We start from the raw sequence: 20276 nt of genomic DNA on the forward strand, positions 1-20276 counted from the left end.
ATAGTAGGTTATTAGAAAGTTATTTTAAAGTTTTATGATATCAATTTTATTTGATATCAATAATATTAAAGTCCTTAAAAAACCATGTAAATTTCTTTAAATATTATGAATTCCTAAAAGAATGAACCACCAGAAAATGGGCAATGCTTCTACCCAAAACGAACTATAATATTTAGATTGATTGGCTTTTGCTCGCATTAAGAAAATAATCACCATAAAAAAGAAAATCATAAATACATTTTTCACATCTATTTGTAGCACAATTAAATACTCTAAAACCAAGCAAAAAATCATTAAAATTAAACCCAATCTTTTAGTTTTTTCAACACCAATTTTTTTAGGAATTGTTTGTAGTGATATTGCATCATATTTTACATCTCTAATATCAAAGGGAAGTATTAAAACAACTACAATTAAAAAACGCTGAATTGCTAATAAAATAACATTAACCGAAATTGTTTCTGAAGCGTTAAAAACTGGAATTAACACTGTAAAACCTGCCCAAACCAAAGCAACAACAACTATTTTTAAATAACTAACCTCTCTTAAATTTTTATGAAATCCGCTTAAAAAAGGTACTGCATATAAAACTGTTAAAACGATAAAAGGCACTCCAAAAAGTAATGTTTTAATAGGAATTAAAAATGCATAGTAGCATAACGCTAAAAAACAAATGAAAGAAAAAACTTGAATTATTTGTAAGCCACTTGTTAAACTTTTATGATGCAATTTTGCAACCCCTGCATATTTCACAAAATTATAGCCTGTAATTGTTCCTAAAAAAATAAAAATATTTAAATTTTCATCATAAGGTAAATTCAAATAAAGTTCCGTAATTCTAACCAAGCAAAAAACAGCAATAGCTACGTGAATACTGGCATTTATATAAAAATCGAAAACAGTTTTAAGAATTTTCATTTTACAAAAATAGCTTTTCTGTTCATAACATTGTAATTTGGTTAATAATTAACTAATTTTTATTAATATTCTATCAAATAAGAATCTATTTAATTCCTTATTTTTGTTCTGCGTAAAAAAGCACCACTCAATCGATTGAGTAAAGACATAAAAACCTTATTTTAATGAATACAAACTCGTTTCAACTTAGACATATTGGCCCTAATAAAGAGGAGCAACAAAAAATGTTAAAAGCTATAAAAGCTGATAGTTTAGATCAACTAATTAATGAAACCGTTCCAGAAAACATTCGTCTAAAAAACGATTTAGATTTAGAACCTGCAATGAGCGAATATGAGTATTTAGCTCACATTAAGGAACTTGCTGAGAAAAATAAAGTTTTTAAGAGTTACATTGGTTTAGGATATCATGAAGCAATTGTGCCAAGTGTTATTCAACGAAATATATTAGAAAACCCAGGTTGGTACACTGCTTATACTCCTTACCAAGCAGAAATTGCGCAAGGTAGGTTAGAAGCTCTGTTAAATTTCCAAACCATGGTTTGCGATTTAACAGGAATGGAATTGGCAAACGCCTCTCTTTTAGATGAAAGTACGGCTGCTGCAGAAGCAATGGCCTTGTTATTTGACGTTAGAGAACGTACTAAGAAAAAATCTGGAGCCAATAAATTTTTTGTTTCCGAAGAAATTTTGCCTCAAACATTATCGTTACTACAAACACGTTCTACTCCTATTGGAATTGAGTTGGTGGTTGGAAATCATGAAGATTTTAATTTTGGTGATGACTTTTTTGGAGCCATTTTACAATACCCAGGAAAATTCGGACAAATATTTGATTATGAAAGTTTTGTTGCAAAAGCAAATGAGAATGATATTAAAGTAGCAGTTGCTGCTGACATTTTATCGTTAGTAAAATTAAAAGCTCCTGGTGAATTTGGAGCTTCTGTAGTGGTTGGAACCACACAACGTTTTGGAATTCCTTTAGGTTATGGAGGTCCTCATGCAGCTTATTTCGCAACAAAAGAAGCTTACAAAAGAAGTATTCCTGGAAGAATTATTGGAGTTACAAAAGATACCAATGGTGGTTTTGCTTTAAGAATGGCATTACAAACCAGAGAACAACATATTAAACGTGAAAGAGCAACTTCTAACATTTGTACTGCACAGGTTTTATTAGCTGTTATGGCAGGAATGTATGCTGTGTATCATGGAAAAAGTGGAATTCAGTTTATTGCTGATAGTGTACACAACAAAACAAAATTAGTAGCAAGTTATTTAGAAAAAGCAGGTTTCAAGCAGTTAAACTCGGCTTATTTTGATACGCTTTTAGTAGAAATTGATGCAATTCGTTTAAAACCAATTGCAGAATCTTTTAAAGTAAACTTCAATTATATTACAGACAATCTTATTTCGATTTCTATAAATGAAGCAACTACACAAAAAGATTTAATGAAAATCTTTACCATTTTTGGTCAGTTAAAAAAACAACCAGATTCTTCTACAGCAGAAAGTTATGGTGATTTTCATCAAATTTTAACTCAAGAATCTTTTGACTCTGATTTTGAAGTAATTTCTGAAAATATTAAAAGAAATACGGACTTTTTAGAAAACAAAATTTTTAATACGTATCAATCAGAAACGAATATGATGCGTTATATTAAAAAATTAGAGCGTAAAGATTTAGCTCTAAACCATTCTATGATTTCTTTAGGATCTTGTACCATGAAATTAAATGCAGCATCAGAAATGTTGCCTTTAAGCAATCCACAATGGGGTAATATCCATCCATTTGTACCACTAAATCAAGCTGAAGGATATCAAATTGTTTTAAAGAAATTAGAACACCAGTTAAATATTATTACCGGTTTTGCAGGAACTTCATTACAACCTAATTCTGGTGCTCAGGGTGAATTTGCTGGGTTAATGACAATTAGAGCTTACCATCAAGCAAATAGCGAATCACATAGAAATATTTGTATTATTCCTGCTTCTGCCCATGGTACAAATCCTGCTTCTGCTGTAATGGCAGGAATGAAAGTAGTAGTTACTAAAACTGCAGACAATGGAAATATAGATGTTGATGATTTGCGAGAAAAAGCAGAATTGCATAAAGATAATTTAGCAGCCTTAATGGTAACTTATCCATCTACACATGGTGTTTTTGAAAGTGAAATTCAAAAAATCACAAAAATTATACACGATAATGGTGGTCAAGTTTATATGGATGGTGCAAACATGAATGCGCAAGTTGGTTTAACAAATCCTGCAACTATTGGGGCAGATGTTTGTCACTTAAACTTACACAAAACATTTGCAATTCCACATGGTGGTGGTGGACCAGGAGTTGGCCCAATTTGTGTTGCACCGCAATTAGTTCCGTTTTTACCATCAAACCCATTAATTAAAATTGGAGGAAAACAAGCAATTACAGCAATTTCTGGTGCGCCTTGGGGTTCTGCTTTGGCATGTTTAATTTCTTACGGATATATTACCATGTTAGGTTTTAGAGGATTGACAAATTCTACTAAAAACGCCATTTTAAATGCAAACTATATTAAAGAACGTTTGAGTGGACATTATGAAACTTTATATACTGGTGAAAAAGGACGTGCAGCACATGAAATGATTATTGACTGTCGTGATTTTAAAAACAACGGAATTGAGGTAGTTGATATTGCAAAACGTTTAATGGATTACGGTTTTCATGCACCAACAGTTTCTTTTCCAGTTGGAGGAACTATGATGATTGAGCCAACAGAATCTGAGAGTTTAGATGAATTGGATCGTTTTTGTGATGCGATGATTTCTATTAGAGAAGAAATTAAAAATGCTTCTGCAGATGATGAAAACAACCCTTTAAAAAATGCACCTCACACTCAAGAAATGTTGACTTCAGATGAATGGACTTTACCATACACAAGAAAACAAGCAGCTTTTCCTTTAGAATATATTGCCGACAACAAATTTTGGCCAACTGTAAGAAGAGTTGATGATGCTTTTGGTGATAGAAACCTAATTTGTTCTTGTAACCCAATTGAAGACTATATGTAGCAAACAATGTCTGTAGATAAGTATTTAAAACCGTTTCTTTTTTTGAAACGGTTTTTTTTAGTTCTAAAAAACAGGTGTTTTCCCTGTTGATTTTCTTACCAAAAAAACATAACTTCGCTAACACCGATTATAAGTCATTAAAACAGACGTCATAATTGTGTTATTACCACACATTAAGTACAAGAACTATAAATTATGAAAAATAAAATTTTAATTATAATACTCTCAATTTTATGCATTTATTCTTGCAAACAACAAGTAAAAGTTAATAACAATTTAAAAGAAGAAATTGTTACAATTAAAGGAAAAATTCATAATTATCAAAATACATATAAAACAGGAAGATTTACATATTTTGATGCCATAACAAGAACTATTGAACATAAAATAATCTCAATAGACAGTTTAGGAAAATTTAATTTTTCCTTCAAATTAATTCATCCATTATATAATAGTGTCTTTTTCGAAATTGCAGATAAGAATTTCACAGAATTTATGATTAAACCGAAAACAAACTACGATGTAGTCATTAAAGAAGGAAAATTAATTTTTGAAGATAAATGGGAAGAAATCAATAAACAGATTTCAACCTTTAATAATGAGTTGAATAAAGCTTTAAAAGACAAGCTTCCAAAATTTAAAAACATAAATATTAAAGAATTATCAACAACTGAATACTTAAACTACCAAAAAGAAATGGAGATAGAAAAATTATCATTTTTAACTTCTTATTCTAAAAAAAATAACCTTTCTAAGGATGTTAAATCATACCTTAAAAGCAAGTTAAAATATAAATCTGCTCATGCCAGTATAACTGCTCGGTTTGAATATTCTCAAGGTTTTCCTAAACAAAAAAAGATTTTACCAAAAGATTTTTATAAAAATATATTTAACGAATATCAAATTACAACTTTTGAAGATATACAATCTAGAGAATGTATTGATTATATAGCTAACATAGTTACAGTATTATCTAATAAAGATACAACTGCTAATAATAAATTTGAATTTTTCAAATCTTTTAATTTTTTCTCTCCAACTGAACTCGATTTACTACATAAGCTTTTTAATGACTTTAAAACTGTTTCTAAAACTACAGAATATTTAAAATTCCTTGAAAAAAATAGAGATATGTTTGTTGAATTAAATTGGAGATACAATGTTCATATTTTACTTAAAAATATTAATTTATTAAGTTCAGGATTAACAAAAGATTTGGTAATATCTCAGGGTTTAGAAAAATACTATTTTTCTAATAATCTAAGACCTAATAATAAAGAATGGAAACAAATTGAAAACTTAATTGACAATCAGTCAATTTTAAAATACCTTAAAACAGAAAGTTTTAAAAGAACATTAGCAAAAGAAACGAAAACAGTTTCTAATGAAGATAATATAGTAATCAGTTTAGAAAAAATTAAAGAAAAATATTTTAATAAATATATTGGAAAAGTGATTTATATAGATTTTTATGCAACGTGGTGTGGACCTTGTATAGAAGAAATTCCATATGCAAAGCAAATGCATAAAGAATTTGAAAATAAAAACGTTGTATTTCTTAATCTATGTGCTAAATCAAAATTAGAAGATTGGAGGAATTTTAAAAAGAAACATGAACTTGGAGGAGAAAATTATTTATTGACTGATGAAGAATACTTTATACTTACTAATGAATATAAGGTCAAAGGATTTCCAACATATATTCTTTTAGATAAAAAAGGGAATGTTTCTGAATACAATACATTAAGACCAAGTTCAAAAATAAGTATTTACGAAAAAATTGATAATTTAATTTTAAAAGAATAAAAAACGTGTGGTAACACCGTGTAAAAAAAATTGCTGGTAAAAGCCTACTTACGAAAATCCTCTCGGATTTTCTTGGTTTGTGTTTTATTTATTAACTTTAGTGATTACACCACGCAACTTCCCTTACACAAACACGTTAGCGAAAATCTAAAAAACTGTATATAAATTAGTCACAATTTTTCCTTTATTTTCTGGTAATTCAATAGAAATTAATTGCTTTTCTTCTTTAACTTTAAAATTAAAAGGAGGTTTTAAAATGTTAATTCCGCTTTGTTTTTTCAAGCGAATTCCTTGTCCTGAAATAATATCTTTGTTAGATTCAAAATTTCTACTTGGTAAATGCTCTGTAAGAATTACATATTTAAAATTATATAATTTTTGAAGAATATTTTGCACCTCTGCATTAGATAAGTGTTGTAAAACTTGTCTTATAATAACGCAATCTGCTTTAGGTACATTGTCTTTTGCAATGTCTAAACATAAGAACTCTAAATTTTCTGCTTTATAAATTTTGTCATTTCTTTTTATCAATTCTGGTACAATATCTATCGCAAAATATTTTTTAGTAAACGGTAATAAATTTATACCAATATTAAAATCGCCACATCCTAAATCACATACAGTTATTGGATTATTAAAGGTTACTAAAAAAGTTTGTATACTTTTTAAGTAAGGGCTTACCAATTTTGGGTTGTGTGAACCATCACCAGAGTAAAAATCTTCAGTAAAACCACCCCAAAGATTTTGCTCATAAATTTGTTGCATGGCTTTTTTAGTTGGCCAAGGTTTTTTATTTTTTTGAGGTTTATTTTTAATACTCACAAAAGTTAGTTCAAGTTAGTATCTAAAATATCTTTTACAATCATTTTTGCATGAATTCTTGAGTTTTCTATAAACCATTTGTGTGTTTCCATTCCTCCACAAATAACTCCTGCTAAATACAAGTTTTCAACATTTGTTTCCATTGTATTTTGGTTGTAGGTTGGTATCTTATTTTCATCATTAGACAACTTAATTCCTATTTTCTCTAAAAAACTAAAATTAGGCTGGTAGCCTGTTAACGCTAAAACAAAATCGTTTTCAACTGCTGTAACACCTTCTTCTGTGCTAATAATAATTTTATTCTCTTGAATTTCTTTTACTTCTGAATTGTAAAATATAGAAATACTGTTTTCTTTAATTCTATTAATAATATCTGGTCTTACCCAGTATTTTACTCTTTCACCAATTTGTTTACCTCTTACAATCATTGTTACCTCTGCTCCTTTTCTATAACATTCTAAAGCTGCATCTACAGCAGAATTACTAGCGCCAATAATTGCCAATTTTTGACCTGCATAAAAATGTGGATCTTTATAATAATGAGAAACTTTTGCTAAGTTTTCGCCTAAAACATGTAACTTTTTAGGAATATCATAAAAGCCTGTTGCTATAATTACATTTTTAGCGTTGTAACTATTTTTATTGGAAACTACTGTAAATTCGCTTTTTACTTTTTCAATTGAAGTTACTTTTTCAAAAAGATTTATAGTAAGGTTGTTAGAAGTTACAATTCTTCTATAATACTCTAACGCTTCGTTTCTTTTTGGTTTTGCCTCATTACTAATAAACGGAATGTTATCTATTTCTAATTTTTCTGAAGATGAGAAAAATTGCATGTTTATGGGATAATTGTATAAGGAGTTTACTATAGGTCCTTTTTCTAAAATTAAATATGTGAGATTATTTTTTTGTGCTTCTAAACCACAAGCAATACCAATTGGACCTCCACCAATAATTACAACATCGAAACTATTCATATTTTAAATTGTTTCTTTTTTTTGTAAATAAATTTCGTGTAAACTTACAATTTCTTCATCTTTTTTTCTTCTAAAAATGTGTGTTGCATTTATATCTGCTATAGAGCTAATTCCCATTGCTGCAACCATTTCTTTTACTGCTTGAATGGTTCTGTCGTGATAATTTTTAACACGAATGTTTTTCTTTTCTACAACCAATGCTTTTACCAAGTCTGGGTCTTGTGTGGCAACACCAACAGGACACGTATCTAAATTACATTCTCTTGCCTGAATACAGCCTAAACTTAACATAAAACTTCTTGCCATACCAATAGCATCTGCACCCAAAGCCAAATACCTAACCATATCAAAAGCGTCTATTGCTTTTCCGCTAGCAATAATTTTTACTTGTTCTTTGAGTTTGTATTTTTTTAGTAAGTTATTTATAAAAACCAACCCTTCAATTAATGGTGTGCCAATGTAATTTGTAAATTCTAATGGAGCTGCACCTGTACCTCCTTCTCCACCATCTACAGAAATAAAATCAGGATAATTATTGGCAGTTGCAAAAGCTTTCATCATGGTTTCTATTTCTTCATTGTTTCCAACACATAATTTAATTCCTACTGGTTTTCCTTCAGATAAATCTCTTACTTTTTGAATAAAAACAATCATTTCTTCGAAGTTGGAAAATGCAGAGTGTCCTGGAGGTGAATCTACTTGTGTACCTGCTTCTACTTTTCTAATCTTAGCAATTTCTTCAGTATTTTTTTTCGCTGGTAATATACCTCCATGACCTGGTTTTGCACCTTGAGAAAATTTGATTTCAACCATTTTAACTTCTGGACGAATGGCGTTTTCTTTAAATATTGCATCGTCAAAAACACGTTTTCCTTCAACAGATTTTCCAGCGCCAAAATAACCTGTACCAATTTGAAATATTAAATCGCCACCTTGCAAATGATATGGAGAAATACCTCCTTCACCTGTATTGTGTGCAAAACTTCCCATTTTTGCGCCTTCATTTAATGCTTTAATGGCATTTTTACTTAAAGACCCAAAAGACATTGCAGATATGTTTATAATAGATGCTTCGTATTTTTGGGCGCATTTATCGGAACCGAAAAGAACTTTTTCTCCTAAAATATGATGATGATCTTTTGGAAATAACGAGTGTTTTACAAATTCGTAACCTTTAGCGTACACGTCATGCTGTGTACCAAAAGGAATTGTTTCTTTGTTTAATTTTGATCTTTGATAAACAATACTTCTTTTTTCTCTATTTATGGGCTTTCCGTTTAAATTGTCTTCTATAAAATATTGTTGAATTTTATCTCTTTCTTCTTCAAAAAACCAACGCAAACGTGCTACTAAAGGAAATGCTCTTAACAATGAATGTTTGGTTTGAAAACTATCGTAAATGGCTACTAGTGTTAAAATAGCTGAAATGGAAAGTAATATTATAGTGCCTAATTGTGGTATAAAATAAACTAAAATACCACAAAGAATTGTTGCAGTGATAAATATGCCAAGTATTGTATTTCTCATATATGGTTTGTGAAATTAAAAGAGGTTAAAAATAATCTATTCGTTTGAAATACTAAAAATAGTTGGCAAATAGTTGCGTTAGAGATTGTAGTGGAAATCCTTTTTGTGAAGTATGAACAAAAAGATTGTAACAAAAAGCTCGACCTGAAAGGGAACGCCCCAATTATTATAAAATAAAAAAAACTCCAACAAATAAATGTTGGAGTTTTTAGTATTGTAAAAATTCTAAGAAACTTATTTCTTGAATTTTGCGTATTTGTTTTTAAATTTATCGATACGACCTGCAGCATCAATAAGTTTAGATTTACCAGTGTAAAATGGGTGAGAAGTTCTAGAAATCTCTAATTTTACTAAAGGATACTCAACACCATCAACTTCTAAAGTCTCTTTTGTGTCTACTGTAGAACGTGTTAAAAATACATCTTCGTTTGACATATCTTTAAATGCTACCATTCTGTAATTTTCTGGATGAATTCCTTTTTTCATTTTTACTATATTTAATACTTTAATGTTATGTTTGTATGAATAAAATTGGTAAGGTTTTATTCATTTTTCTAAATATACCAAATTGGCTATTTTGAGGATGCAAATTTAACCTTATTTTTTAATCTACAAATAAATAAATTGTTTTATTTGTATAAAATATCCTGTTTGAGGATTTTAAGTGCCTTTTTAATCTTTTTTCGACTTAAAATTGTACCTAATTCTAAAGCATTACTATTTTTTTGAATTGAAAAAACACGAATATTAAATATAAAAACATTAAAAATGAAGAATATTTCTATTCTTATTACCTTATTTACTACCTTAATTTTAGCTACTTCTTGTGAAGATAACTACAAGTTTGATTTAAAAACCTCTAAAAAAGTAAAATTAAATGAAACTGTAAGTATTTCTTTATCTGAAAAAAATAACAAACCTATAAACAAAGTACAGTTTTATATTAATGGTAAAGAAATTGCATCTACTGATAACACTGTTACTGTAAATTCTGCAGATTATGGTGTTGGTAAGCACGCTATTTCTGCACTCGCATTTTTTGAAGGAAAAACAAAAAAGAGCAATGGCTTTTTTGAGGTTTTAGCTAACAAACCTCCTGCAATATATACGTATAAAATTGTAAATGAATATCCTCATGATACTAGTGCATATACTCAAGGGTTAGAATATCACAATGGTTTTTTATACGAAACTACAGGTCGTAGAGGAGAATCTACTTTAAGAAAAGTAGATATTAAAACTGGTGAGGTATTGCAAAAAGTTAGCTTAGACAAAAAATATTTTGGTGAAGGAATGACCATTGTAAACGACAAAATTATTTGGTTAACTTGGGAAAATAAAAAAGGGTTTGTGTATGATTTGAACACTTTTAAGCAAGAAAAAGAATTTGCGTATAATAAAAGTAAAGAAGGTTGGGGTTTGACTCAAGATGAAAATAGCTTGATAAAATCTGATGGAACAAACAAAATTTGGTTTTTAGACAAAGAAACGCTGAAAGAAAAAAGCTTTATACAGGTTTATACACACGACAGAGCTGTAGATAATTTGAATGAATTAGAATTAATTAATGGCAAATTATATGCTAATAAATACCAACAAAACACCATTATTGTAATTGACCCTAAAACAGGAATTGTAGAGGGTTTAGCAGATTTAAGACCATTAGAAAAAGAGATGGCTAAAACGCAAAAACTTGTTGAAAATGACGAAGTTTTAAATGGTATTGCTTACGATAAAGAAAATAATAGACTTTTTGTTACTGGTAAACATTGGGGTAAATTATTCGAAATTGAATTGACTAAAAAACAATAACTACCAACTTAAATAGTTCTACTTTTAAATAAATATTATTTTATGCGTTATTTTGTAAGCTTTATAATTTGTGTTGCACTAATTTCTATCAGTTCTTGTAGAAAAGACTTTACCACAATTCCTAATTTTGGAAGTTTAGTGTTTTCAAAAGATACCGTTTTTTTAGATACCGTTTTTACAAATATTGGTTCAGCAACTTATAATTTAAAGGTTTATAATAAAGGAAATAAAGCAATTACAATTCCTAAAATAGCTTTAGAAAAAGGAGCTAACTCCAACTACAGGTTAAATGTTGATGGAGTTCCTGGTAAAGATTTTAATGATATAGATATACTTGCAAAAGATAGCATATTTGTATTAATTGAAACTACTATAAATGTTGCTAATGAACCCAATCCTTTATACACAGATCGTATTTTATTTGATACTGGAACAAACCAACAAGATGTAGATTTGGTTACTTTAGTGGAAGACGCTAATTTTATTTTTCCTGGAAAAGATCCTATTTCTATGAAAATAGATAGTCTGACTTTAGATGGAACTCCAACAACAATTAAAGGACGATTTTTAGAAGATTCCGAATTAACATTTTCTAACACAAAACCAACTGTAATTTATGGTTATGCTGCAGTTCCTGCGAATAAAACATTAACCATAAATGCTGGTGCTAGAGTGCATTTTCATGATAATTCTGGTTTAATAATAGATAACAAAGCTACTTTAAAAGTTAATGGAACATTAGCAGAAAAAGTGATTTTTGAAGGAGATCGTTTAGAAAATAGTTTTAGTGATATTCCTGGACAATGGGGCACTATTTGGATGCGTGCTGGAAGTACTGAAAATGAGATTAAAAATGCACAAATTAAAAACGGAATTATTGGTGTTTTAATTGATAGTATTGGAACTACTTCTACTCCAACTTTAAAACTTGAAAATACAGAAATTTACAATCATTCTAATTTTGGTATTCTTGCAAGAGAAACTAATATTGAGGCTCACAATGTTGTTATTGGAGCTGCTGGTCAAGCTTCTTTAGCCGCAACAGTTGGAGGCACTTATAACTTTACACACAGTACTTTTGCAAATTATTGGAACCGAGGTTTAAGACAATTACCTGCAGTTTTAATTAATAACTTTTTTACATATGTTGATAATTCTGGGCAAGAAATTGCAGAAACCAGAGATTTAAAGGCTGCGAATTTTACCAATTGTATTTTTGAGGGAAACAATAACATTGAATTTATTTTAGATAAAGTTGATGCTGGTGGAGCATTTAATTACTCTATAAAAAATTGCATGATTAAATTTACAGACTCTAATAATTCTTTTGATGGTGTTGTTGAATTAGATTTTGCGAACAACAATAACTATCAAGACATTCTTTTAAATGCAAATCCAAATTTTAGAGATACACAAAAAAGTGATTTTATTATTGGAGAAAAAAGTGATGCCATCAACAAAGCTATTGCAACGCCTTTTACTACAGATATTTTAGGTGTAAACAGAAGTGTAAATCCTGATATAGGTGCTTACCAACACATTACTTTTGATTAGCTTCTTCTTTTCTTCTTTTAAAATAGCTCACAAAACTTAGTAAAGAAATTATAGCCCAAATAGATCTATAAATCCAAGCATTCATTTCAAAACCAAATACTGTTTTTGTTAAATTTCCTGATATAATTCCACTAATAACAATAATTGCTCCTAAAACTCCCCAAATTAAATTCCAATAATTACTTCTCATTCTATTAGTTAATTTTTATAAATAACACCATTTTTCATTACAAAAAGAACGTTTTCCATGGTTGCAATATTTTTTGTAGGATCTTCATCTACAGCAATAATATCAGCAAAAAAACCTTTTTGTATTTGTCCTATTTCATTTTCCATTTTTAGCAACATTGCATTTGTAATTGTTGCAGCTTGTATGGTTTCCATTGCTGGCATTCCTGCTTCTACCATAAAACCAAATTCTTTTCCATTATTTCCGTGTTTAAAAACTCCTGCATCTGTTCCAAATGCAATTCCTACACCTTTTTTGTAAGCCCTTGCAAAAGTACCTTGTATTTGTGGACCCACAGCTAAAGCTTTAGGAACTACAATTGCTGGATAAAACCCGTCTATTTTTGCTTTCTCCTCTACTTCTTTTCCTGCTGTTATTGTTGGCACCAAATAAGCATCATGTTTTTTCATTAAATCCATAGTTTCTTCACTCATATAAGTTCCGTGTTCAATAGTTTTAACACCTCCAATAATGGCTCTTTGCATACCTTCATCTCCATGAGCATGAGCAGCAACATGCATTCCATAATCTTTTGCAGTTTCACAAATTGCTTTTACCTCTTCAATGGTAAATTGCGGATTGTCACCAGATTTTGCAACACTTAAAACACCTCCAGTTGCAGTAATTTTTATACAATCTGCTCCATTTTTGTAACGTTGTCTTACTGCTTTTTTTGCATCTTCTACAGAGTTTACAACACCTTCTTTTGGTCCAGGATTACCAATTAATTTTCTACTACTTCCATTTGTAGGATCTGCATGACCTCCTGTTGTTGCCAAAGATTTACCTGCAGTAAATACTCTTGGCCCAGGAATTTTACCAGCATTAATAGCGTTTCTTACAGAAATATTTACTCCTGTTCCACCTAAATCTCTTACCGTTGTAAAACCATTTAACAAAGTGGTTTTTGCAAAACCTACAGAATTAAAAGCTACATCTGCCTCGTTTAATATGTAATTATTCAATCTTGTATTTCTATCAAACTCTTGTTCTATATGTACATGAAAATCAATTAAACCAGGCATTACCACTTTATTTTTTAAATTGATAACCTGTATATTTTCTCCTTTTGGTTGTACGTAACCGTCTACAATTCTTACAATTTTATTGCCTTCTACAATAATGGTTTTTTGAGTTTCAATTGTACCTGATTTTGTATCAATTACTTTTCCACATAAAAGATGATAACCATTTTGTGCAATTGAATTTTGAATAAAAAAGAAAGCACAAAAAAGGAAGAATATTTTTTTCATTTGTATACGTTTTGAGCTTAAAAGTATGAAAAATTGACTAATTTGCTGTTTTAAATTTTAAAAGTATGAAAAACGTTGTTATTACAGGAACAAGTAGAGGAATTGGTTTTGAACTAGCTCAACAATTTGCAGAAAACGGACATCAAGTTTTGGCTATTTCTAGAAATTCAAAGCCTTTAGAAACTGTAAATCATAAAAACATTTCTGTGCTCTCTGTTGATATTTCGAATGCTAATGACTTGACTAAAGTTTCAGATTTTATAAAAAGCAAATGGAATAAAGTTGATATTTTAATAAACAACGCAGGTAAGTTGGTAAACAAGCCTTTTACAGAGATTTCTTCAAAAGATTTTATGGAAGTTTATAAAGTAAACGTTTTTGCTGTTGCAGAAATTACCAAATTAATGATTCCATTTTTACAAAAAGGGAGCCATGTAGTAACCATAAGTTCTATGGGAGGCATTCAAGGAAGTATGAAATTTCCAGGTTTGGCTGCTTATTCATCAGCTAAAGGAGCTGTTATAACACTATCAGAATTATTGGCAGAAGAATATAAAGAACAACAAATTTCATTTAATGTTTTAGCTTTAGGAGCAGTACAAACAGAAATGTTAGAGGAAGCTTTTCCTGGATATGAGGCGCCACTTTCTGCAAAAGAAATGGCAGATTATATGTATCATTTCGCTACTACTGGAAACAAGTTTTACAATGGAAAAGTTTTACAGGTTTCTTCTTCAACACCTTAATTATTAAGTAAAGTTTGAATTCAAATTATAAAAACTTTGTTCCTGCTAAATCAATTCCGTTTGTAGAATTTCTAATTAACGAGCATAATTTTACGCTTAAAATAGTTAATCAAAGACAAACAAAACATGGCGATTTTAGGCAATTACCTAACGGAAAATTTCAAATCACAGTTAATAACAACCTCAACAAATATCAATTTTTATTAACTTTAGTTCATGAAATTGCACATCATGTAACACATCAAAAATTTGGCAGAGTTCAACCTCATGGACAAGAATGGAAAGCAGTTTTTCAACATTTAATGTTGCCTTTTTTAAACCCTGAAATATACCCAAAAGACATACTACCTTTTCTTGCCAATTATTTAAAAAATCCTAAAGCAAGTACAGATACAGATGTTAATTTATCTTTAGCTTTAAGAGGTAATATTGCAGAATCAGGAAAGAGTTTTATCTTTGACATTCCTTTTGGTGACTTATTTATTTTTAAAAATACTATTTACAAAAAAGGAAATAAAAGAAGAACACGTTTTGAATGTTTAAATATGACGAACAAAAAGGTATATCTCTTCAATCAAAATGTAGAAGTAAAAAAATATGATGGAAAATAAAAATTATTACGCAGTTATTATGGCTGGTGGAGTTGGTTCGCGTTTTTGGCCAATGAGTACTTCTGAATATCCAAAACAATTTCATGATATGTTGGGTGTAGGACAAAGTTTAATTCAACGAACTTTTGAAAGAATTAACGATTTAGTACCGTCTAAAAACATTTTAATAGCCACAAATGAAAGTTATGAAGAGCTGGTTTTAGAACAACTCCCAAAAGCTAAAAGAAAACAATTATTACTAGAACCAGCAATGAGAAATACTGCACCTTGTATTTTGTATGCTGCTTTAAAAATATTCAATCAAAATCCTGATGGAGTTATGTTGGTTGCACCTTCAGATCATTGGATTGATGATGAGAGTGAATTCACCAAAAATATAAAAACATCTTTTGATGCATGTGCTGAGAAAGATATTTTAATGACTTTAGGTATTCAACCAGATTCACCAAATACTGGTTATGGTTATATTCAGTTTCAAAAAGATACTTCAGAAATTAAAAAAGTAAAGAATTTTACTGAAAAGCCAGATTTGAAAACTGCTGAAAAATTTGTTGAAAGTGGAGAATATCTTTGGAATGCTGGTATTTTTGTTTGGTCTGCAAAAAGTATTATCAAAGCATTCAAAAACTCTTTGCCGAAAATGATAGCTATTTTAGATGATGGAGATAATGTGTATAATACAGATTTTGAAGACGATTTCATAAAAACAAACTATACAAAATGTGAAAACATTTCTATTGATTTTGGAATTATGGAAAAAGCAAACAATGTGCATGTTTTACCTGTAGATTTTGGCTGGAATGATTTAGGTACTTGGGGGTCTTTATATAATAAATTAGAAAAAGATGACGCTAAAAATGCAGTAGTTGGTGCAAACACTATTTTTAGAGACGCCAAAGGAAATATGATTAGAACACAATCTGGAAAAAAAGTTGTTGTACAAGGCTTAAGTGATTTTATTATTGTTGAAAAAGAAGATGTATTATTAATTTGTCCGAAGAAAGATGAGCAAGACATCAAGCAAATTACTGCAGATGTTAAAGATAACTTTGGAAAAGAATTTATTTAAAAATAGACGCGAAGCATAAATAAAAAAGCTCCTTTTTAGGAGCTTTTTTATTTATTTCTCTCTCTTAATAAAAAGAGTATCCAACTCCATTTCTTTTTGGAGCCAAGTTCTTAATTCTCTTTCTTTTGGTAAAATAACACTATCATGTAATTTTTTATTCCACCTTATTGTTGCTACAGGAATTGTATCTATTTTTATAAAATCTTTTGAAGATAAAACATTGGCAAAATCAATTCCTTGAATATCTACATATCTAATTTTAGCATCTTTAGATATTCTACTAAACGCAACTACTTTTTGATTTTTATTTAAAGCATCTTGTTCAATTCTATTATTTAAAGTTGTAATAGTTTCTTGTAATTCTGCAATTTGTTTTTGTAAACCTGCAATTATATTTTTACTTTCCTGTAACTCTTCACTCTTCTCTTTATAAGCTGTTGTTATTATTTCAAAACTCTTAGTATCACTATCTCTTACTTTTAAAGTAACATCTTTTAAATACTCATATCTTGGATCTGTTAATAACCTGTTTTTTAAAGAATTTTCTTCAGCTTCGCTAACTTCATTAAAAAACTTTAGCTCTAATGTTTTTGATTCTTTGTCATAAGGTGGTTTTCCCATTAAAATATATGAAGGGTTAGAATCAATTTCATTTTCTACAAATGCATCAATTTGAGTATTTACTTGGTTCTCGTTAAAAACTCTTAAAAATGTAAATATTGCTGGAATCATAACCGCAATTCCAACGATTGTTGCAATGGTAGAGTATCTTTTTCTTTTAGCAGCATTAGCATATTTGTGCATAGGAAAACGCAACAACTTCATCACTAAAAATGTTGCCAATGCAATAAAAATAGTGTTGATTGTAAATAAATACATCGCACCAAAAAAATAAGAAAAATTACCTTTTGCCAAACCATAACCTGCAGTACATAAAGGTGGCATTAATGCTGTTGCAATAGCTACACCAAAAATTACGGAAGCAATAGTTCCTCTTTTTGTTCTTGCAACCATTAGTGCTAAACCTCCAAAAAATGCGATTAAAACATCACGAATATCTGGACTTACTCTTCCTAATAGTTCTGAATTATCTTTACTTAGTGGAAAAAAGTAAAAAAATAAGAATGAAGCAAATAAACTCAAACCAATCATTACACCTAAGTGAATTAACGATTTTTTAAATGTATTGATATCATTTAAAGCAAAGGACATTCCAATTCCTAAGATTGGCCCCATTAGAGGTGAAATTAACATGGCACCAATTACAACAGCTGTAGAGTTTGCATTTAATCCAATAGAAGCGACAAAAACTGCAAAAATAAGAATCCATGCAGTTGCTCCTTTAAATGGAATATCTGCTTTTATAGCTTCTATTGTAGCTTCATAATCTGTATCGTCTCGAAAATCAAAAAGTTCCATTAAAAACTTTTTAACACTTTCAAACAAACCTTTTGCTTCATTTTTAACGCTTGTCGTAGCGTTTTCTTCTGGTGGATGTGGTTTTATATTTTTCTCAATATCTTCTTGCATATTCTATGATTTAGAACGTTGGAAAGATACAAAAAAAGTTTACTGATTAACAATAATTTGAATTTACTGTAAGTAGATTTTATCAATTTCTAATTTAAAACTTTGTTCTTTTTTGTTTCCAATTAAAAAAGCGAGTTCTTCAATGCTGTCTGAAGAAAAGTTATTCATATTTAATTTTTTTCCTCTAAAAGCAGGATACATTTCTGCGAGTGAAATTTTAATAGTTTGCCATTCTCCATTTGTATCGAAAGTTGAAATAAATGAATAATAATTATCTGTTTTATCTTTTATTCTAAATTGATATTTTTTCTTATCGCCCTTTAACCTAATAACAACTTCACTAAATCCAATTACTTTTAAGGAAGAAAAACGGTAACGCAATGAAGAGAAACCCCCATTATTTTCTAAAGAAACATCTCCATAAAACATCCCATGGCCCTCTTTATTTATTTTGAAATTTCCGTTAGACTTTCCTCCCATAACAACATCGTCTACAATTCTCCAAGAAGAAATATTAGAATTCAAATTAAAGTCGAAAATTATATTTTGAGAATCGCTCATAATAAAGATTGTTAAAAATAGAAAATAAAATTTGTTCATAATCAGTAAATTACAAACCAAAATTATTCATTTAAAACGAGAACAACTGTTGAAAGATTGTTAAAACAAAAAAACTTCATACAATGTATGAAGTTTTTTTTGTGACCGGGCTGGGGCTCGAACCCAGGACCCTCTCCTTAAAAGGGAGATGCTCTACCAACTGAGCTACCAGGTCATTCTTTTCGTTTAAGCGGGTGCAAATATAGTAGTTATTTTGTAAAAAACAAACTTGTAGTTTATTTTGTTTTATTTAAATGTGCTTCTCTTACTTTTTTAAATAAATTCGATGAGTAAACAAAACTTACAACTGCTTCATTTTCAGTTGAAAAAATGTCATCACTAGTACCTTCCCATTCTTTTTTTCCTTTATTTAAAAAAATAATTTTTTCTCCAATTTCCATTACAGAATTCATATCATGGGTATTAATTACTGTGGTAATTTGGTATTCATCTGTAATTTCTTGAATTAATTTATCAATAACTATAGCAGTTCTTGGATCTAAACCTGAATTTGGTTCGTCACAAAATAAATATTTAGGGTTCATAACAATTGCTCTTGCTATGGCAACTCTTTTTTGCATTCCTCCAGATAACTCTGCAGGCAATTTATCATTGGAGTTTTCTAGTTTTACTCTTTTCAAAACAAAATTTACACGTTCTAGCATTTCTTCTTTAGACTTTTTTGTAAACATCTTAAGAGGAAACATTACATTGTCTTCTACAGTCTGTGAATCAAAAAGTGCACTTCCTTGAAAAACCATTCCAATTTCTTGCCTCCATTGTTGTTTTTCTTCTTCGGTAAATTTTGTATTTATTCTTCCATCGAAAGAAATTGTTCCTTTTTCTGGAGTATGCAACCCTATTAATGATTTTAAGAAAACTGTTTTTCCTGAACCACTTTGACCAATTATTAGGTTGGTTTTTCCTGGATAAAATTTTGTTGAAATACCTTTTAAAACCTCAACATCACCAAAACCTTTATGTAAATCTTTTACTTCTATCATAGTTTATGTTAGTAATAATTGAGTTAAAATATAATTTGCAATTACAATTAAAATAGTAGTCCAAACTACAGCTTGTGTACTTGCTCTACCAACTGCTATAGAACCTCCTTTTACATAGTAACCATGATAAGATGGAACTGTTGCAATTAAAAATGAAAAAACTAAAGTTTTTATCATTGCGTATACGATTAAAAAGGGTTTAAAATCGGTTTGTATTCCTATAATATAATCTGTACCAGCAAATAATCCTGAAAGAACTCCTGCAATCCAACCCCCAAAAATACCCAAAAACATTGCCAAAATAATTAAGAATGGATAAAAGAAAACAGTAGCAATAAGTTTTGGTAATACCAAATGACTTATTGAGTTTATACCCATAACATCCAAAGCATCAATTTGTTCGGTTACGCGCATTGTACCAATACTTGAGGTAATATATGACCCCACTTTACCAGCTAAAATGATACAACAAAAAGTAGGTGCAAACTCTAAAATTATAGATCTTTTTGCAGCAAAACCAATTAAAGAGTCTGGTATAAATGGGCTATCTAAATTTAATGCAGTTTGCAAAGCTATTACACCTCCAATAAAAAATGAAATAAACATAATTATTCCTATGGATTTTAAACCTAGGTCATCTATCTCTTTCATTAAAGCTTCACGAAAAACACCAGCTCTTTGTGGTTTTTTAAAAACCCGCCCTAACATTATAAAATATTTTCCAATATGTTCTAAATACGTCATTAAAACTAATTTTATGCTAAAGTA

18 protein-coding genes and 1 tRNA gene are annotated in these 20276 nt (G+C 29.4%); 7 read left to right on the forward strand and 12 right to left on the reverse strand.

What is annotated here, in order from left to right; translation table 11 throughout:
- Nucleotides 1-96: 96 nt before the first annotated feature.
- Complete coding sequence (locus FDT66_RS09915; RefSeq protein ID WP_138536075.1) at nt 97-918, reverse strand: UbiA prenyltransferase family protein; 822 nt, start codon at nt 916-918, stop codon at nt 97-99.
- A gap of 164 nt (nt 919-1082) precedes the next feature.
- On the opposite strand from FDT66_RS09915, the gene gcvP reads away from it, so the two are divergent.
- Together gcvP and FDT66_RS09925 are read left to right on the forward strand one after the other, a co-directional pair.
- Nucleotides 1083-3968, forward strand: a complete 2886-nt coding sequence (gcvP, locus tag FDT66_RS09920) for an aminomethyl-transferring glycine dehydrogenase (protein ID WP_138536077.1) — start codon at nt 1083-1085, stop codon at nt 3966-3968.
- Between the two features lie 195 nt (nt 3969-4163).
- The gene (locus tag FDT66_RS09925) at nt 4164-5774 is read left to right on the forward strand and encodes a TlpA family protein disulfide reductase (RefSeq protein WP_138536079.1); all 1611 of its coding nucleotides are present in this window, start codon (nt 4164-4166) and stop codon (nt 5772-5774) included.
- A 147-nt stretch (nt 5775-5921) separates the two neighbouring features.
- On the opposite strand, the gene FDT66_RS09930 is transcribed toward FDT66_RS09925, so the two are convergent.
- The 4 genes from FDT66_RS09930 to FDT66_RS09945 all read right to left on the reverse strand — a co-directional run bounded on the left by FDT66_RS09930 (nt 5922) and on the right by FDT66_RS09945 (nt 9586).
- Nucleotides 5922-6590 (reverse strand): class I SAM-dependent methyltransferase, encoded by a 669-nt coding sequence (locus tag FDT66_RS09930; RefSeq protein ID WP_246034853.1) that lies wholly within the window; start codon nt 6588-6590, stop codon nt 5922-5924.
- Between the two features lie 11 nt (nt 6591-6601).
- Nucleotides 6602-7573 (reverse strand): YpdA family putative bacillithiol disulfide reductase, encoded by a 972-nt coding sequence (locus FDT66_RS09935; RefSeq protein ID WP_138536081.1) that lies wholly within the window; start codon nt 7571-7573, stop codon nt 6602-6604.
- A 3-nt stretch (nt 7574-7576) separates the two neighbouring features.
- On the reverse strand, nt 7577-9100 hold the full coding sequence (locus FDT66_RS09940) for an FMN-binding glutamate synthase family protein (protein WP_138536083.1): 1524 nt from the start codon (nt 9098-9100) through the stop codon (nt 7577-7579).
- A 234-nt stretch (nt 9101-9334) separates the two neighbouring features.
- Nucleotides 9335-9586, reverse strand: a complete 252-nt coding sequence (locus FDT66_RS09945) for a type B 50S ribosomal protein L31 (RefSeq protein ID WP_068363688.1) — start codon at nt 9584-9586, stop codon at nt 9335-9337.
- Nucleotides 9587-9868: 282 nt separating this feature from the next.
- On the opposite strand from FDT66_RS09945, the gene FDT66_RS09950 reads away from it, so the two are divergent.
- Together FDT66_RS09950 and FDT66_RS09955 are read left to right on the forward strand one after the other, a co-directional pair.
- On the forward strand, nt 9869-10912 hold the full coding sequence (locus FDT66_RS09950; protein WP_138536085.1) for a glutaminyl-peptide cyclotransferase: 1044 nt from the start codon (nt 9869-9871) through the stop codon (nt 10910-10912).
- Nucleotides 10913-10954: 42 nt separating this feature from the next.
- The gene (locus FDT66_RS09955; RefSeq protein ID WP_138536087.1) at nt 10955-12466 is read left to right on the forward strand and encodes a hypothetical protein; all 1512 of its coding nucleotides are present in this window, start codon (nt 10955-10957) and stop codon (nt 12464-12466) included.
- Here the strand turns inward: FDT66_RS09955 and FDT66_RS09960 are convergent.
- The gene (locus tag FDT66_RS09960) at nt 12453-12656 is read right to left on the reverse strand and encodes a hypothetical protein (RefSeq protein WP_138536089.1); all 204 of its coding nucleotides are present in this window, start codon (nt 12654-12656) and stop codon (nt 12453-12455) included. The two genes, FDT66_RS09955 and FDT66_RS09960, sit on opposite strands and share 14 nt — an antisense overlap.
- An 8-nt stretch (nt 12657-12664) precedes the next feature.
- Nucleotides 12665-13948: a metal-dependent hydrolase family protein gene (locus FDT66_RS09965; RefSeq protein WP_138536091.1), complete on the reverse strand. Its 1284-nt coding sequence runs from the start codon at nt 13946-13948 to the stop codon at nt 12665-12667.
- A gap of 65 nt (nt 13949-14013) precedes the next feature.
- Between FDT66_RS09965 and FDT66_RS09970 the strand changes: the two genes are divergently transcribed.
- From FDT66_RS09970 to FDT66_RS09980, 3 genes are read left to right on the forward strand one after another with little or no spacing between them, the layout of a single operon-like run.
- On the forward strand, nt 14014-14694 hold the full coding sequence (locus tag FDT66_RS09970) for an SDR family NAD(P)-dependent oxidoreductase (RefSeq protein WP_138536093.1): 681 nt from the start codon (nt 14014-14016) through the stop codon (nt 14692-14694).
- A 14-nt stretch (nt 14695-14708) separates the two neighbouring features.
- Nucleotides 14709-15305 carry a SprT-like domain-containing protein gene (locus FDT66_RS09975; RefSeq protein ID WP_138536095.1) on the forward strand — a complete coding sequence of 199 codons (597 nt, stop codon included), beginning with the start codon at nt 14709-14711 and terminating at the stop codon, nt 15303-15305.
- Nucleotides 15292-16374 carry a mannose-1-phosphate guanylyltransferase gene (locus FDT66_RS09980; protein WP_138536097.1) on the forward strand — a complete coding sequence of 361 codons (1083 nt, stop codon included), beginning with the start codon at nt 15292-15294 and terminating at the stop codon, nt 16372-16374. The genes FDT66_RS09975 and FDT66_RS09980 overlap by 14 nt, the downstream gene beginning before the upstream one ends.
- 51 nt (nt 16375-16425) lie before the next feature.
- On the opposite strand, the gene FDT66_RS09985 is transcribed toward FDT66_RS09980, so the two are convergent.
- The 5 genes from FDT66_RS09985 to FDT66_RS10005 form a co-directional block, all read right to left on the reverse strand.
- A complete protein-coding gene (locus FDT66_RS09985) occupies nt 16426-17904 on the reverse strand; it encodes a DUF389 domain-containing protein (RefSeq protein WP_138536099.1) in 1479 nt (492 codons plus the stop codon).
- A 63-nt stretch (nt 17905-17967) separates the two neighbouring features.
- Nucleotides 17968-18465 (reverse strand): CIA30 family protein, encoded by a 498-nt coding sequence (locus tag FDT66_RS09990; protein ID WP_138536101.1) that lies wholly within the window; start codon nt 18463-18465, stop codon nt 17968-17970.
- A gap of 141 nt (nt 18466-18606) precedes the next feature.
- A tRNA-Lys gene (locus tag FDT66_RS09995) sits at nt 18607-18679 on the reverse strand.
- A 61-nt stretch (nt 18680-18740) separates the two neighbouring features.
- A complete protein-coding gene (locus FDT66_RS10000; protein WP_138536103.1) occupies nt 18741-19508 on the reverse strand; it encodes an ABC transporter ATP-binding protein in 768 nt (255 codons plus the stop codon).
- 3 nt (nt 19509-19511) lie between these two features.
- Entirely contained in the window at nt 19512-20252 is a 741-nt protein-coding gene (locus FDT66_RS10005; protein ID WP_138536105.1) for an MlaE family ABC transporter permease, read from the reverse strand.
- Between the last annotated feature and the right edge of the window lie 24 nt (nt 20253-20276).

The organism is Polaribacter aestuariivivens (assembly GCF_005885675.1).
GTDB lineage: Bacteria > Bacteroidota > Bacteroidia > Flavobacteriales > Flavobacteriaceae > Polaribacter > Polaribacter aestuariivivens.